This is a genomic window from Sphingopyxis sp. (assembly GCF_016463645.1).
In the GTDB taxonomy this organism is placed as follows: Bacteria; Pseudomonadota; Alphaproteobacteria; order Sphingomonadales; family Sphingomonadaceae; genus Sphingopyxis.
Window position 1 is genome coordinate 13,147 of record NZ_JAEMQX010000046.1, and the last position, 14,953, is coordinate 28,099.

The window sequence follows — 14,953 nt, forward strand, 5'->3', positions numbered from 1 at the left end:
CGACCGATTGCTGCCCGATCAATCATCGTCACCCCGGACTTGATCCGGGGTCCCGCTTGAAATCGAAACCTGCTCTTCCGCCATAAGAAGCGGGATCCCGGGTCAAGCCCGGGATGACGAAGCGCGGTGGCTTGCCGTCCGCTTTCCACCCCAAAACAGCCCTTGCCGGAAAGCGAAAGGGCCTGACGCGACAGTGCCCGGCCGCGGCAGGCCCTCCCTGTGCCCTCCCCGATTCCGGGGAGGGGGAGAGGCCGTTCAGAACTGGCCGCGCAGCGTCACGCCATAGGTGCGCGGCTCGCCGGGGAAGCCGACGAACAATTTGTTCGCGGTGCCCGGATGCCCGCTCGCCGCCGGTGCGGCGACCGCGCGGAACGATCCCGAACCCTGCAGCGGCATGTCGGCGGCGATCTGGTAATATTTGCGGTTGAACAGATTCTGCCCCCACAGCTCGATCCCCCAGCGGCGATCGCGCCCGTAAAGGCCGAGGCGGCCGTTGAAGACGGCGAAGCCGTCCTGTTCCTTTTCGATGTCGAGGTTCGACCCCGTATTGGTGTCGCTCTGCACGCGCGTGTCGAGATAGACGAGCGCGCTCATTCCCGACGATCCGATCGGCGGCGTCCAGCTGATCCCCGCGGTCGCGACATATTTCGCGGCGTTCGACACGCCGCGGCCGGGGAGCTGGAACAGCACCGGCGACAGCGCGCGACCGCCCGTGCCGACGAGGTTGCGGCGATAGAGGGTGTCGACATAGGTCAGCCCCATATTGACCGACAGATAGCGCGCGGGGCGCAGGAAGGTCTCGATCTCGAACCCCTTGGCGACCACCCCCGGCTTCAGCCGGTCGGATGCGCAGGCGCCGGTGGCGGCCGACGCATCGATGTCGCCGCCGCCCAGATCGTCCTTGCACGCCTGGATGTTCGTGACCTCGAAATTGATGCCGTTGAAGGTGTTGAGCTGGTAATTGCTATATTCCTGCCAGAAGGCGGCGAGATTGACGTCGATCCCGGGTCCGTCCCATTTGACCCCCAGTTCATACGCATCGACCTTTTCGCTTGCGAACTGCAGGTCGCTCGCCTCGGGCCGCCCGTTGCCCGGCGTGTTCGCGGGACGCGCGAGCGCCGCGACGCACGCCGCGTCCTGCGCGTCGTTGCCCGCGGTCGTGCTGCACGGCCGGTCGAGCGCCGAATAGTCGAGGTTGAAGCCGCCCGCCTTGTACCCCTTCGACGCCGATCCATAAATCAGCCATTCGGGCGCGGGCTTCCAGCTCAGCACCGCGGTGCCCGTCCACTGGCCCTCGCTGAACTTCGTCCCCGGCGCACCCGCGACGATGTCGGGCGCGGTGCCGTTGATCACGCAGGCAAGGCTCGCGAGCGCCTGGAGCGACGAATTGACGATCGCGGGGCACAGCGTGTTGGTGAAATTGGCGTCGCCGCGCAGCGTCTTCTTTTCGTGCGTGTAGCGGGCGCCGATCGTCAGCGTCAGCACATCCTCGACGATGTCGAAGCTGTTGTGCGTGAACACGGCATAGTTGGTGCTGCGCTGCGCGAAGGTCGAGCCGTTGTTGCCGGTGCCGTTGAGCGGCGCGGCGCCGAGCAGCGCGGCGATGCCCTGAAAGCCGGGGAAGCTCGCGGCGGGGAGGTTCGAGCAGGTCGCCGATGCCGGATTGAGCTGCGCCGGTGCCAGCGCGGCCGCGGCGAGGCAGTTGGCGTAGCGCTGATAGTCGGCGCCATAGACGATGTCGTCGTCGACATCGAGTTTCTCGTTCGCATAATAGCCGCCGACCAGCCAGTCGAGCCGCCCGTCGAACGCCTCGCCCTGCAGCCTGAGTTCCTGCGTGAACAGGCGGAAGCGCCGGTCGAGATCGGTACGGCGCAATATGTCGAGCGCATTGAAATCGGCGTCCTGTCCCTGCGCATTCCTGTAATCGCGCCAGGCGGTGATCGAGGTCAGGGTTGCGGCGCCGAAATCCCGGTTGAGTTCGCCCGACACGCCCCAGTCCTTGGTGTCCGACCGGTAATCGACCCCCGGCGTCGTCGCCTGCCGGCGAACGAAGCTGCTGCCCGTCGGCGGCACCTGATGATTGGCGCCGAAGAGCTGGAGCAGCGGCAGCAGCGTGTTCGGCGATGCGACGGGAAAGCCGTCGGGGCCGCGCGTCAGGTTGCGCACCGGATTCAGCAGCACGCCGCCGCAGCAGTTTTCCTCGCGCTTCGAATAGTCGGCGATCAGCCGCAGCGTCATGTTTTCGGTCGGTTCGAGCAATAGCTGGCCCTTGACCAGCCAGCGGTCGCGGTCGTTGATGTCGGGCTCGCCGGGCGTCACATTCTCGATGAAGCCGTCGCGCTTCTGCCAGACGCCGTCGAGCCGCACCGCGGCCTTGTCGCCGATCGGCGCGTTGATCATCCCGTCGACGCGCCAATAGTCGTAATTGCCGTAGGACACCGACCCCTTGCCCGCGAAGGCGCCGGGTTCGGGCCCCTTGGTGACGATGTTGATCAGGCCGGCGGTCGAATTGCGCCCGAACAGCGTGCCCTGCGGTCCGCGCAGCACCTCGACGCGCTCGATATCGCCGAGTTCGGACAGGCCGACGCCGGTGCGGCTGCGATAGACGCCGTCGATGAACAGCCCGACCGAGGATTCGAGGCCGGGATTCTCGCCGACCGTGCCGATGCCGCGGATGCGCGCGGTGAAATTGACCTCGCTCGTCGCGCCCGAGACGAGCAGCGACGGCGCGACCTGTCCCAGCGCGCGCACGTCGGTCGCGCCGCTCTTTTCCAGCGTCTCGCCGGTGACCGCCGACACCGCGATCGGAACGTCGGACAGCGCCTCGCTGCGCCGCGTCGCGGTGACGATGATCGTGCTGTCGTCGGTCTCGGCGCCGGGGGTTTCCTGCGCCAGCGCCGGCACCGCGAGCAGGCCGAACGAAAGCGACAGGCCGGCGGCACTGGTCCGCAGCAGGCAGGCGGCGCGGCGGCAACGATATGTCATGGAACTGGCCCTCCTCTCACAATGGTCCGTCAGCGTGGGGAGAGTTTTTCTTGTTGCGTGGAGCGTATCACGACCGCCCCGCGCGAAGCCAGCGCGCGACCTCTGCCGTAACGTCATTGCGCGGATGGCGCGGCTTTTGTGCCACAGCTGGCAGAAGTGACGGGTTGACGGCCGGGACAAAAAAGGGGGGCGGGCCATGACAGGCCCGCCCCCCATGAATTCACGCGATCGCGCCGATCAGAATTTGCCGCGCAGCGTCACGCCATAGGTCCTGGGTTCGGCCAGGAACTGCGAGAAGATCTGGCGGCCGCCCGGATATTGTGGGTCGGAAAAAGCGGTCGTGGTCGAGGTCGCGCCTTCCTGGAACGGCGAGTTGAACGCGACCTGGGCATATTGCTTGTTGAAGATATTCTGGCCCCAGAATTCGATGCCCCACTTCTCGTCGGGGCCGCGAATGCCGATACGCGCGTTGAACAGCGCATAGCCATTCTGCTCCTTCTGCGGGAACAGGTCCGACCCGGTGTTGTAATCGCTGGTCATGCGGCCATCGACATAGACGAGACCGGTCAGGCCGCTGCTGCCGATGTCGGGGGTCCAGGCGACGCTGCCGGTCGCGACCAGTTCGGGCGCGTTCGACAGATTGTTGCCCGGCAGCAGGCGCAGCGCCTGGTCGAGCGGGGCGCCCGAATTGTTGCCGACCAGCTGACCGCGATATTTGGTCTTCGCATAGGTCAGGCCCGCGGTCATGCGGAAGCTCCGCGCGGGGACCAGCGAGGCTTCGAGTTCGAAACCTTCCGAACGGACGCCATGGCTGACATCGCCCGACGGGCACGCGCCGGTCGTCGCGGCGGCGGCGTTATAGTTCGGCGCGCCGGTGAACTTGCTCTGGTCGCGGTCGCCGCCGGCGAGGTCGCTGTCGCAGCCGTTGATGTTCTGGACGAGGAAGACGGTGCCGTTGAAGGTGTTGAGCTGGAAGCTCGAGAAGTCCGACCGGAACAGCGTCAGGCCGAGGCCGAACGGGCCGGTCGAATATTTGGCGCCGATTTCATAGCTGTCGACCTTTTCGGGATCGAACTGCAGGTTGCTGACCAGCGCCTGCGCCCCGCCCGGCGTCGCCGCGAAGGGCAGGATCGGCGATTTCAGCGCCGACCGGTCGAGGTTGAAGCCGCCCGCCTTGTAGCCGCGCGAATAGCTCGCATAGACCATCAGGTCGTCGACCGGCTTGTACGACAGGATCGCGGTGCCGGTCCATTCGTCCTCGCTCCGCTTGTCGCGGATCGACACATTGTTGAGCTCGGCGGTCGAATTGCCCTGACAGGCGAGGCCGATCAGGCCGCCCGCGACGGCGCGCGCCAGATTGTCGGCGGTTCCCGGAACGTCGGGCTGCGCGGCATCGTCGAGTACCAAGCCCTGAACCGTCGTGCACACCGTGTTGTCGTTGGTGAAGGTCGCCGAGAACTTCTTCTTGTCGTTCGTGTACCGGACGCCGAAGGTGAAATCGAGCTTGTCGGTGATGTGGAAGATATTGTGCGTGAACAGCGCCCAGTTCTTCCCGTTCTGGCGATAGACGTCGTTGATGCTGCCAAGGTCGCTCAGGCCATCGAGCGCGGTCAGCGCGGCGACGATGTCCGGACCCGACGGGCCGTTCGCGGCGGCGATCGTCGCCGGACCGACGCCCGGGAGGACGCACAGCGGGTTGGTCGGCGAATAGAGGCCCGCGAGCGGCGTCCCCGTGACCAGGCGGCAGGCGGCGAAACGGCCATAATCCTCGCCGAAGCGGAGGTTGTCGCGCACGCGCAGCTTTTCGTCGGCGTAGAAGCCGCCGACGAGCCAGTCGAGCTTGCCGTCGAACGCCTCGCCCTGCAGGCGCAGTTCCTGCGTGAAGGTGTGGAACTGGCGATAGGCATCGTCGTCGTCGGCGCGATAGAGGATATCGACCGTGCCATAATCGACGTCGCCCGCCTGGCTCGACCGGTACTCGCGGTACGCGGTGATCGAGGTCAGCGTCGCGCCGCCGAAATCATAGTCGATCTGGCCCGAGAAGCCGTAATCCTTGGTCTTGCCGGCGAAGCTGCGCCCCGGGGTGACCGAGATGTCGCGGCTGTAGCCCTGGTTGAATGCCGACAGCGGCTGGCCGAGGTCGGCGAGCACGCGGATGATGTTGTTTGACGTCGCGGTCGGCGCGCCCGTCGGGCTCGGCGTGTTGAGATCGCCGACATACTGGTTGACGCCCGGGCCGACATAGGTCGCGGCGCAGCATTCCTCGTCGCGATAGGTATAGTCGGCGATCAGGCGGACCGAAAGCGCGTCGGTCGGCTCGAACAGCAATTGCCCGCGCAGGAAATAGCGGTCGCGGTTGTTGATGTCGCGGTCGTTCGCGGTGTCGTTGTAGAAGCCGTCGCGCTTGACCCAGACGCCGTCGAGCCGCGCGGCGATCGTGTCGGTGATCGGGCCGGTAACGCTGCCGCCGAGGCGCCAGTAATCATGATTGCCATAGGTGACCTCACCCGTGGCGCCGAACTGGAAATCGGGCTTTTTCGAATAGATGCTGATGAGGCCCGCCGACGAGTTGCGGCCGCCGAGCGTGCCCTGCGGGCCGCGCTGCACTTCGATGCGGTCGATCTCGCCGAGTTCGTTGAGGCCGATGCCCGAACGCGAGCGATAGACGCCGTCGATGAAGACGGGAACCGAGCTTTCGAGGCCGGGGTTGTCGCCGACCGTGCCGATGCCGCGGATACGCGCCGAACCATTGGCTTCGGAGCCGGTCGAGGAGACGAGCAGCGACGGCGCGACCTGGTTCAGCTGGCGGATGTCGTTCGCACCGCTGTTCTGCAGCGTTTCGGCGCTGACCGCCGAGATGGCGACGGGCACGTCGGACAGGAGCTGGGCGCGGCCCTGCGCGGTGACGACGATCGGCGCGTTGTCGCTGTCGTCGGTCGCGGTATCGGCGGGTGCATCCTGCGCGAAGGCGGGAGCCGCGACCGCGGCGACGGCGATCGATACCCCCATGGCGGTGGTACGCAGCAAGCGGGCGGCACGAAGGGAAGATGATTTCATATCGGGCACTCCTCTCAACATTTCATTATTTTTGTTGCCGGGGGAGCATAACTCAATTGCGCGGCCGATCCAGCGGGAGGCCCGTATTTGCGTCGTTTTTGACGGGGTGATGCTTTTTGGTCACAGGCGGAAAAGCGCCTGTTCGACGGGGCTTAGGCCCCGCGGGCGGCGCGGGCGCCGCTTGCCGTAACGTCATCGACCGGTCGGCCGGGGCAGGGGAAGCGGAGCTGCCGTCCGCGCGCGACGAGCATCGCCTCATAGGGGCCGGCAAAATTTGCGGCGATGACGGGATCTTCGGCGGCCAGGCCGCCGGTCAGCGCGCCGAAGGCGGGCAGAATCAATCGCTTGCCGTCGCCCGCAAAGCACGGCCGCGAAACGTGGCGCCCGCGAATGTTGAGCCGCAGCTTGGGATGGAAATGCCCCGAAACCTCGGGCCGCGTTTCACCGCCGACGCTCTGGTGGCGAAACACGATGCCGTCGACGACCAGCTCGTCGGCGACCTCGCCGCCCCATGCGCCGCCGGTCAGCCCGTCGTGATTGCCCGCGATCCACAGCAGCTTCGCCGCTGCGGCCTGCGCGGCAAGGCGTCCGGCGACCGCGGGGACGATGCGGTCCGCGGCATCGCGGTCGTGGAAACTGTCGCCGAGGCACCAGATCGCGCGCGCGCCGGTCCCGGCCGCGAGCGCCGCAAGCCGGTCGAGCGTGTCGTGGCTGTCATAGGGCGGCAGCGGCTGGCCATATGCCGCGTACCAGCTCGCCTTCTCGAGGTGCAGGTCGGCGACGATCAGCGCGCCGTGGCGCGGCCAGAACAGCGCGCGGTCGGCCAGCATGTGGAAGGACTGGCCCGCAAAGGCAAAGGACGGCGCGGCGGACATCGGCCCGCTATGGCGACGGCACCGGCTTGCCGCAAGTGTCCTAGCCGCCCGCCGCGACCCCGTTTGCGGCAAAGCGCTGGCCCGTCTCGCGGCGCGCGCCGTCGGGCAGGTCGAACACGACGCGCTTGTTCGGGAAATCGATCTCGACGCGGTCGAACAGCGCAAGGCTGTCCATGCCGAGCAGCAGCGCGGGGCGTTCGTGCAGGCCGAGCGCGCGGAACGCCTGGCCGTCGGCAAAGCTCACCGGCAGGTCGTTGACGTCCATGCCGTTGATGACGATGCGCTTGATCGCGCTGCGCAGCGCGGGCACGTCCTCGCCGGTCACCGCGCCCAGCGTGGTTGCGACGAAGGGAAAGCGATTGGCGCGCTTGTCGGCGACCAGCCGCTGCAACGCCATATTCCCGACACTCGTCTGCGCGCCGGTATCGACGATGACGTCGATGCGCTTGCCGTTCAGCCGCGCGTCGGACAGGATCAGCCGCCCTGCCGAGTTGCGCGCGGTGACGACGATCGCGTCGTCATCCTTGATCAGCGGCGTCGCACGGCGCCGCGTTTCCAGTATCTGCATGCTTTCCTTGCGGAAATCGATCAGCACGCGCCTTTGCTCGAGCATGTCGACGCCGATCAGCCCCGCGGCGCCGATATGCCGGCCGAAAAAGGCCGGCGCGTCGACCGAGGGCAGGTGGAGCTGTTGCATCTGCAACGCCGCGACGCGATAGCTCGGCACCGTCGCCGACCCGCCGATCGTCGCCATCCTGAGCTTTTCGCCCTGCGTCAGCCCCAGCCGTTCGGCGAGCTCGCGCGCGATCACCGTGCGCTCGGCGCCGGTATCGACGAGGAAGGAAAAGGGCCCCTCGCCGCCGACCATCACCTTCACCGACATGCGCCGCGTGGCATCGAGGTCGAAGGGTTCGATGAAGGGAACGACCTTAACCGGCGGCGCGAGCACCTCGCCCGGGGGCACGGGCGTCGCCGCGGGCGCGGGCTGGGGCCCGGCGGGCGCGGGCGTGGCGCCGATCAACGCGGGCGCCGCGAGCAGCGCCAAAAGGACGGACCGCTTCGAAACCTGGGTCATCGCTGGCATCCTCTGCATATTTTGACCCAATCTACGCCTCATCGGTCCGTGCAGCAAGCGAAACGCCGGTGCCGGTCCCGGCCGCCTGTTCCGGACGCATCGCCTGCTCGGCGAGGCTGTCGGCGAGTTCGCCGAGCAGTGCATCGTCGATATCGGCCGCGGCGACATTCTCGCGCCCGATCAGCACCAGCACGGGGATGGCGAGCGGGCTGATCCGGTCGAGCTTCCGGTGCAGCATCGTCCCCGCCGCGCGGTCGAGCAGGTCGCCCAGCCGCGCGACGTCGGTCAGCCGCTCGCGCGCGTCGGCCCACGCGGCTTCGAGGAGCAGATGGTCGGGCTCATATTTGCGGAGCACGTCGAAGATCAGGTCGGTCGAGAAGGTCACCTGCTTGCCGGTCTTGCGCTTGCCCGGATGCTGGCGCTCGATCAGCCCGCCGATGATCGCGACCTCGCGAAAGGCGCGCTTCAGAAGGTGCGACCGCTCGACCCATTCGACGAATTCTTCGGACAGGATTTCCGGATCGAACAGATTCTGCGGGTGCAGGACCGGCCGCAGCGACCAGATCGCGATCGCATAGTCGGAGGCGACGAAACCCAGCGGTTGCAGCCCCGCGCGTTCCATCCTCTTGGTGATCAGCATGCCGAGCGACTGGTGCGCGTTCCACCCTTCGAACGGATAGCAGACGAGATAATGATTGCCCTCGTGCGGAAAGGTCTCGACGAGCAGCTCGCCGGGCCGCGGCAGCGCCGATCGCAGCGCCTGCATCTCCAGCCAGAAGCGCACATCCCCGGGAAAGCGCTGCCAGCTCGCCGGATCGGCGAGGAACAGGCGCACCCGGTCGGCGAGCCGCGTCGAGATTGCGAGGCGCGCGCCCATATAGCTCGGGATGCGCGCGGGACGCGTCGTCGCGCGGACGATCAGGTCGGTGTCGCGGATCGCCTCGACCTCGAGGCTGAGCCCGGCGAAGGCGAAGGTGTCGCCGGGGGTCAGCGTGCTCGCGAAATATTCCTCGACCTTGCCGAGCCGCCGCCCGTTCCTGAACCGCACATCGGCCATCGGCGCCTCGACGATGATCCCCGCGTTGAGCCGGTGCTGCGCCGCCAGCCGCGGATGCGCGATGCGCCAGCGTCCCTGCCCGTCGGGGGCGAGGCGGCGGAAGCGGTCGTAGCTCTTGAGCGCATAGCCGCCGTCGCGCACGAAGCCGAGCAGGCGCGCGAAGATGCCGGCGTCGATCCAGCGATAGGACGCGGCGGTGCGGATTTCGGCGAGCAGCTCGGCCTCGTCGAACGGCGCCGCGCAGGCGAGCGCCATCACATGCTGCGCGAGCACGTCGAGCGCGCCGGGGCGGAAACGGTCGGCGTCGCGTTCGCCCGCCTCGACCGCGTCGAGCGCGGCGCGCGCTTCGAGATATTCGAAGCGGTTGCCCGGCACGATCAGTGCCTTGCTCGGCTCGTCGAGCCGGTGGTTCGCGCGCCCGATGCGCTGGAGCAGCCGCGACGAGCCCTTGGGCGCGCCCATCTGGATCACGCAGTCGACGTCGCCCCAGTCGAGCCCGAGGTCGAGGCTCGCGGTCGCGACGAGCGCGCGCAGCCGCCCCTCGGCCATCGCCGCTTCCGCCCGCTGGCGCGCCTCGCGGTCGAGGCTGCCGTGGTGGATCGCGATCGGCAGCGACAGGTCGTTGACCTTCCACAGCTCCTGAAAGATCAGCTCGGCCAGCCCGCGCGTGTTGCAGAAGATGATCGTCGTGCGGTTCCCCGCGATCACCTCCATCACCTGATGCACGGCATAGCGCCCCGAATGCCCCGCCCATGGCACCGCGCCCTCGGGAAGCAATATCTCGATATCGGGTTCGGCGCCGGGCTCGCCCTCGACGAGCGTCACGGTGCCCGCGTCGGCGTCGGGCGCGAGCCAGCCGGCATATTGTACCGGGTCGGCGATCGTCGCCGACAGCCCGACGCGGCGAAGACCGGGCGCGATCCGCTGGAGCCGCGCCATGGCGAGGCTCAGGAGATCGCCGCGCTTGCCGGGCGCAAAGGCATGGATCTCGTCGATCACCACCGTCTTCAGATCGGCGAACATCGTGAAGCTGTCGGGGTAGGAGAGCAGCAGCGACAGCGATTCGGGGGTGGTCAGCAGGATATTCGGCGGCCGGCTGCGCTGGCGCGCCTTCTTGTCCGAACTGGTGTCGCCGCTGCGGCTTTCGACGCTGATGTCGAGCCCCATCTCGGCGATCGGGCCGAGGAGGTTGCGCTCGACGTCGGCGGCAAGGGCTTTCAGCGGCGACACATAGAGCGTGTGCAGCCGGTCGGTCGGATGCTGCGCGAGGTCGACGAGCGTCGGCAGAAAACCCGACAGCGTCTTCCCCGCGCCCGTCGCGGCGACGAGCAAGGCATGCTCCCCCCGCTCGCCCGCCGCAAGCATATCGGCCTGGTGCCGCCGCAGCCGCCACCCGCGCGCGGCGAACCAGTCGGTGAAGGGGGCGGGGAGGGCCATAAGCGGAACGTGGGACGGGAGAGGCGCGCGCGCAATCCTTCTCTTATTGTCCGGAAGCGACCGGAAGCTGACCTGGCCATCATCGTCACCCCGGACTTGATCCGGGGTCCATGAATTCAGCGCTGCGGTGGATCCCGGATCAAGTCCGGGATGACGAGTGTCAGGAATCCACCCCGAAACGGCTTCATTCAAAGCCCCGCTTCCATCGCTTTCAGCAACTCCCGCCAATGCTCGCCCAGCCGCCGCTGGAACAGCATCAGCTCGAATCCGTGCCGCGCGACATGTTTCCGGGGAATGCCGTCCCAGCCGCGATGCTCGACCGTCACGCGCGTTTCCGCGCCCACCGCTTCGAAGCGGACATCGACCTCGGTCGCCTGATCGTCCCCAAAACTCGGTAGCCGCCATCCGAACGCCAGTCGTTCGCCCGGCAGCCAGTGGCGTACCGGCCCGATCTCCCACTCCTTGCCGTCGTCGAAACGGGTAACGAGCCGCCCGTCTGGGCCGGCGGGGTCGAACCGCAATACCCCGTCGCCCTTGCGTGAAAGCTGAAACAGCGGATGGCTTTTCCACCATTTGCCGATGTCGCGCGTGAAGGCGGTGAAGGCCGCTTCGGGTGTGGCCGCGACGCGCAGCGCGACGATCGTCGCCGCGCTCATTCGTCGTCCTCGATATGCCGCTTGAAGGCCGCAAGCTGGTGCGCCCACAACGCTTCGGTCTCGGCCAGCCACTGTCTGAGCTCGGCGGTCGCGCCGTCCCTGAGGCTGTAGATACGCACGCGTGCGTCGAAGTCGGGGTGCCCGTCCTCGACCAGTCCGCCCTGCTTCAGCGCGCGCAGATGGCGGCTCATCGCGGGCGGCGCGAGGCCGAGCGCGTCCGCGAGCTCGCCCGCGCTGTGCGGCCGCTCGCCGAGCAGTTCGATCGCGCGCCGCCGTGTCGGGTCGGCGAGTGCGCCGAGCATCCGGTCGAGCGCGGCGCTCAATCGTCGAGCCGCGTCTTCGTCGTGAAGCCGCCCTCGGCGTCCCATTCGTCCGCGGTCTTTTCCTCGACGGTGACGCCAAAGGTCCAGATATGGCCCTCGGAATCCCTCGCGCGATAGGTGCGGTCGCCGTAGAATTGCGTTTCGGGGGCGGCGATGATGTCGGCGCCCGCCGCGCGCGCGCGGTCGCAATGCGCGTCGATATCCTCGCCTTGGCCCAGCTGGACATGCACCGTCTGCGTATTCTTGCCGCCGAGGTTCACGGGGCTGCGATGGTCGTCGGACCATTCGTTGCCGATCATGATCGACGAATTGCCGTATTCCATCTCGCTGTGCGCCAGATTGCCGCCCGCATCGAGCAGCACGAAGGTCGGCTCGAACCCGAACGCCTCCTCCAGCCAGCGGAACGCCGCCTTGGCGTCCTTGTAGCAGACGGCGCTCGACAGCCCCTTGGAACGCGGATGATCGGCCATGTCTCGTCTCCCGATTCGTGTCGATGATTTCCATTTCATACAATATTTTTGATAAAATGAAAATACTAGCCGATGTGCGCGAAGATGCTAAAGTTCCACCATGACCCACAGCCTCGAAAACCATATCGAAGAAGCGATGACGCTGGCCGCCGCGCACCTCGGCCAAGGCCGCGTCGCCGACTATATTCCCGCGCTCGCCAAGGTCGATCCGAACAAGCTCGGCTTTGCGCTCGCGCTGCCCGACGGCACCGTCCACGCCTCGGGCGACGCCGACGAGCCCTTCTCGATCCAGTCGGTGTCGAAGGTCTTCACGCTCGCGCTCGCGCTGCGCCGCGTCGGCAGTTCGCTGTGGGACAGCGTCGGGCGCGAACCGTCGGGATCGGCGTTCAACTCGATCGTCCAATTGGAAAGCGAGCAAGGCATCCCGCGCAACCCGCTGATCAACGCGGGCGCAATCGCAACGACTGATAGACTGATCAACGGGCGCAGCGGCGATGCGGTCGCCGACGAGATCGTCGATTTCATGCGTGCACGGGCGGGAGACGACAGCATCGGCATCGATTTCGACGTCGCCTTTTCCGAATCCGAAACCGGCGCGCGCAACCGCAGCCTCGCGCATTTCATGGATGCCTTCGGCAACCTCACGCATCCGGTCGAAACCGTCGTCGGCGTCTATTTCCGCCAATGCGCGATCGCGATGAGCTGTCGCCAGCTAGCCCGCGCCGGCCTCTTCCTCGCGATGGAAGGGCGCGACCCGCTTGCCCGCGAGCAGCTGATCGAGCCGCACCGCGCCCGCCGGATCAACGCGATCATGATGCTCTGCGGCCACTATGACAACAGCGGCGAATTCGCCTTCCGGGTCGGCCTTCCTGGCAAGAGCGGGGTCGGCGGCGGGATCCTCTGCATCGCGCCGGGGCAGGGATCGATCGCGGTCTGGTCGCCCGCGCTCAACGAGGCGGGAACGTCACTCGCGGGCGCCGTGGCGCTCGAACATTTCGCCTACGCGGCGGGCTGGTCGGTGTTCGACTGACGCTCAGTTGTCGGTGAGCAGCGCCAGCTTCACGCGCGCGGTGCCGCTGCGGTGCATTCCGATTTCGCGGGCGGCCGCCTGGCTGACATCGATCACGCGGCCGCGCGAGAAGGGGCCGCGGTCGTTGATGCGGACGACGACGCTGTCGCCGTTCGAGGTGTTGGTAACGCGCACCATGCTGCCAAAGGGCAAGGTGCGGTGTGCCGCGGTCAGCTGGCCGGGGTCGAAGCGTTCGCCGCTCGCGGTGCGATTGCCGGCGAGTTCGTGGCCGTAATAGCTCGCCATTCCGCCGTCGATTTCGGTTTCGGGTTGCTGGACGATCTCGTCGATCGGATTGTCCGTGACTTCGACTTCCTGCGCCGCGGCCGAAGCCGTCAGCAGAAGCGGAAGCAGCATGGCTGAAAAGGCCCGCATGACATCATCCCCTTTCGGTGGACGCGCCAAAAGCAGCGGCGGCTCGTCCAGGCAAGCCGCCGCGCGTTAAACTGAAGCGATTTTGCGCCCGGATGTGCGATTTTGTCCGTTTTAACGGAACAATAACTGAACTTATACGTCCAGATTCGCCACCGACAGTGCGTTCGTCTGAATGAAATCGCGCCGTGGTTCGACCTCGTCGCCCATCAATCGTTCAAAGATTTCGTGTGCGACATCGGCCTGTTCGGCTTCGACGCGCAGCAGCGAACGGTTGGCGGGATCGAGCGTCGTTTCCCAAAGCTGCTCGGCATTCATCTCGCCCAGCCCCTTGTAGCGGCTGATCGCGAGCCCCTTGCGGCTGTGCGCAAAGATGGCCTCGAGCAGCTCGGACGGGCGCGTGACCGGATTGGCCTTCGTGTTCGCCGTCGCCGCAGGCGCCTCGCCCTCATCATTCTCGGCGTTTTCGACCTCGACCTCGACCTCGACGGCGGCACCGCTTGCCTTCACCAGCCGGCCGGGGCGGGCATAGGTGTCGGCCTGTTCGGCGGCGAGCTTGTGCATCCGGCGCGCTTCCTGGCTGGCGAGGAAACCCGCGTCGATCGCATGATGGTCGCTGACCCCGCGCCAGCGGCGTTCGAGCGTATAGCCGCCGCCTTCGACCGCCTCGACGGTCCACACCGCCTCGGCGCCACCGGTCAGCGCGCGCTCGGCGGCGTTGAGCCAGGTCGCGGTGGTCGCGGCGGCGCTGTGGCGGCCCGCGGTATCGAGATCGGGATCGAGCGCGCCGGTCAGCGCCAGCGCTTCGACAAGCCCGTGATCGAGGCTGCGCGGCACATAGCGCATCAGCGCCCGGAGGCGGCGGCCATGCTCGATCAGCGAGCGAAGATCCGCTCCCGAACGCGCGCCGCCCGGCGTTTCGAGCAGCAGCGCATCGATCCCCGCGTCGACGAGGTAATTTTCGAGCGCGGTATCGTCCTTGAGATAGACCTCGCTTCGCCCCTTCGCGACCTTGTAGAGCGGCGGCTGGGCGATGTAGAGGTGCCCGCCCTCGATGATCTCGGGCATCTGACGATAGAAGAAGGTGAGCAGCAAGGTGCGGATATGCGCGCCGTCGACGTCGGCGTCGGTCATGATCACGATCTTGTGATAGCGCAGCTTTTCGAGGTTGAACTCGTCGCGGATGCCGGTTCCGAGCGCCTGGATCAGTGTGCCGACTTCCTTCGACGAGATGATGCGGTCGAAACGCGCGCGCTCGACGTTCAAGATCTTGCCCTTCAGCGGCAGGATCGCCTGTACATGCCGGTCGCGGCCCTGCTTCGCCGAGCCGCCTGCCGAGTCACCCTCGACGAGGAAAAGTTCGCACTTCGAGGGGTCGCGTTCCTGACAGTCGGCGAGCTTACCCGGCAGGCTCGCGATATCCATCGCGCCCTTGCGCCGCGTCAGCTCGCGCGCTTTCTTCGCGGCCTCGCGCGCCGCGGCGGCGTCGATGACCTTCTGGATCACCGCCTTCGCATGTGCCGGATTTTCCTCGAGCCATTCGGTCATCCGGTCGGCCATCAGGCTTTCGAGCGGCT

Annotated in this window: 11 protein-coding genes; 1 reads left to right on the forward strand and 10 read right to left on the reverse strand. The window is 67.0% G+C overall.

Features of this window, described 5'->3' with window-relative positions; all coding sequences use genetic code 11:
* Window positions 1–255 precede the first annotated feature (255 nt).
* From JHC57_RS11450 to JHC57_RS11485, 8 genes are all read right to left on the reverse strand, one after another.
* A complete protein-coding gene (locus JHC57_RS11450; RefSeq protein ID WP_294030140.1) occupies window positions 256–2,985 on the reverse strand; it encodes a TonB-dependent receptor in 2,730 nt (909 codons plus the stop codon).
* A gap of 237 nt (window positions 2,986–3,222) precedes the next feature.
* On the reverse strand, window positions 3,223–6,042 hold the full coding sequence (locus JHC57_RS11455; RefSeq protein ID WP_294030141.1) for a TonB-dependent receptor: 2,820 nt from the start codon (window positions 6,040–6,042) through the stop codon (window positions 3,223–3,225).
* Window positions 6,043–6,194: 152 nt separating this feature from the next.
* Window positions 6,195–6,917, reverse strand: a complete 723-nt coding sequence (pdeM, locus tag JHC57_RS11460) for a ligase-associated DNA damage response endonuclease PdeM (protein ID WP_294030142.1) — start codon at window positions 6,915–6,917, stop codon at window positions 6,195–6,197.
* A gap of 40 nt (window positions 6,918–6,957) precedes the next feature.
* Complete coding sequence (locus tag JHC57_RS11465) at window positions 6,958–7,992, reverse strand: retroviral-like aspartic protease family protein (RefSeq protein WP_294030143.1); 1,035 nt, start codon at window positions 7,990–7,992, stop codon at window positions 6,958–6,960.
* Between the two features lie 31 nt (window positions 7,993–8,023).
* Window positions 8,024–10,486 (reverse strand): ligase-associated DNA damage response DEXH box helicase, encoded by a 2,463-nt coding sequence (locus JHC57_RS11470; protein ID WP_294030144.1) that lies wholly within the window; start codon window positions 10,484–10,486, stop codon window positions 8,024–8,026.
* Window positions 10,487–10,674: 188 nt separating this feature from the next.
* On the reverse strand, window positions 10,675–11,142 hold the full coding sequence (locus tag JHC57_RS11475) for an SRPBCC domain-containing protein (protein ID WP_294030145.1): 468 nt from the start codon (window positions 11,140–11,142) through the stop codon (window positions 10,675–10,677).
* Window positions 11,139–11,465: a metalloregulator ArsR/SmtB family transcription factor gene (locus JHC57_RS11480; protein ID WP_294030146.1), complete on the reverse strand. Its 327-nt coding sequence runs from the start codon at window positions 11,463–11,465 to the stop codon at window positions 11,139–11,141. The genes JHC57_RS11475 and JHC57_RS11480 overlap by 4 nt, the downstream gene beginning before the upstream one ends.
* Window positions 11,462–11,935 carry a VOC family protein gene (locus tag JHC57_RS11485; protein ID WP_294030147.1) on the reverse strand — a complete coding sequence of 158 codons (474 nt, stop codon included), beginning with the start codon at window positions 11,933–11,935 and terminating at the stop codon, window positions 11,462–11,464. Before JHC57_RS11485 ends, JHC57_RS11480 begins: the two co-directional genes overlap by 4 nt.
* A gap of 100 nt (window positions 11,936–12,035) precedes the next feature.
* On the opposite strand from JHC57_RS11485, the gene JHC57_RS11490 reads away from it, so the two are divergent.
* Entirely contained in the window at window positions 12,036–12,965 is a 930-nt protein-coding gene (locus tag JHC57_RS11490) for a glutaminase (protein ID WP_294030148.1), read from the forward strand.
* Window positions 12,966–12,968: 3 nt separating this feature from the next.
* Here JHC57_RS11490 and JHC57_RS11495 read toward each other — a convergent pair whose 3' ends face one another.
* Both JHC57_RS11495 and JHC57_RS11500 read right to left on the reverse strand, forming a co-directional pair.
* Window positions 12,969–13,379 (reverse strand): septal ring lytic transglycosylase RlpA family protein, encoded by a 411-nt coding sequence (locus tag JHC57_RS11495; RefSeq protein ID WP_294030149.1) that lies wholly within the window; start codon window positions 13,377–13,379, stop codon window positions 12,969–12,971.
* Between the two features lie 132 nt (window positions 13,380–13,511).
* Window positions 13,512–14,953, reverse strand: a 1,442-nt coding sequence (locus JHC57_RS11500; protein WP_294030150.1) for a toprim domain-containing protein, incomplete at its 5' end; no start/stop codon positions are given.

Excerpts from the sequence above, each read along its gene's own strand:
- JHC57_RS11455 (WP_294030141.1), bottom strand. The coding sequence starts at position 6,042 with ATGAAATCATCTTCCCTTCGTGCCGCCCGCTTGCTGCGTACCACCGCC.
- JHC57_RS11450 (WP_294030140.1), bottom strand. The coding sequence starts at position 2,985 with ATGACATATCGTTGCCGCCGCGCCGCCTGCCTGCTGCGGACCAGTGCC.
- JHC57_RS11475 (WP_294030145.1), bottom strand. The coding sequence starts at position 11,142 with ATGAGCGCGGCGACGATCGTCGCGCTGCGCGTCGCGGCCACACCCGAA.
- JHC57_RS11485 (WP_294030147.1), bottom strand. The coding sequence starts at position 11,935 with ATGGCCGATCATCCGCGTTCCAAGGGGCTGTCGAGCGCCGTCTGCTAC.
- JHC57_RS11465 (WP_294030143.1), bottom strand. The coding sequence starts at position 7,992 with ATGACCCAGGTTTCGAAGCGGTCCGTCCTTTTGGCGCTGCTCGCGGCG.
- JHC57_RS11490 (WP_294030148.1), top strand. The coding sequence starts at position 12,036 with ATGACCCACAGCCTCGAAAACCATATCGAAGAAGCGATGACGCTGGCC.
- JHC57_RS11495 (WP_294030149.1), bottom strand. The coding sequence starts at position 13,379 with ATGCGGGCCTTTTCAGCCATGCTGCTTCCGCTTCTGCTGACGGCTTCG.
- JHC57_RS11470 (WP_294030144.1), bottom strand. The coding sequence starts at position 10,486 with ATGGCCCTCCCCGCCCCCTTCACCGACTGGTTCGCCGCGCGCGGGTGG.
- pdeM (WP_294030142.1), bottom strand. The coding sequence starts at position 6,917 with ATGTCCGCCGCGCCGTCCTTTGCCTTTGCGGGCCAGTCCTTCCACATG.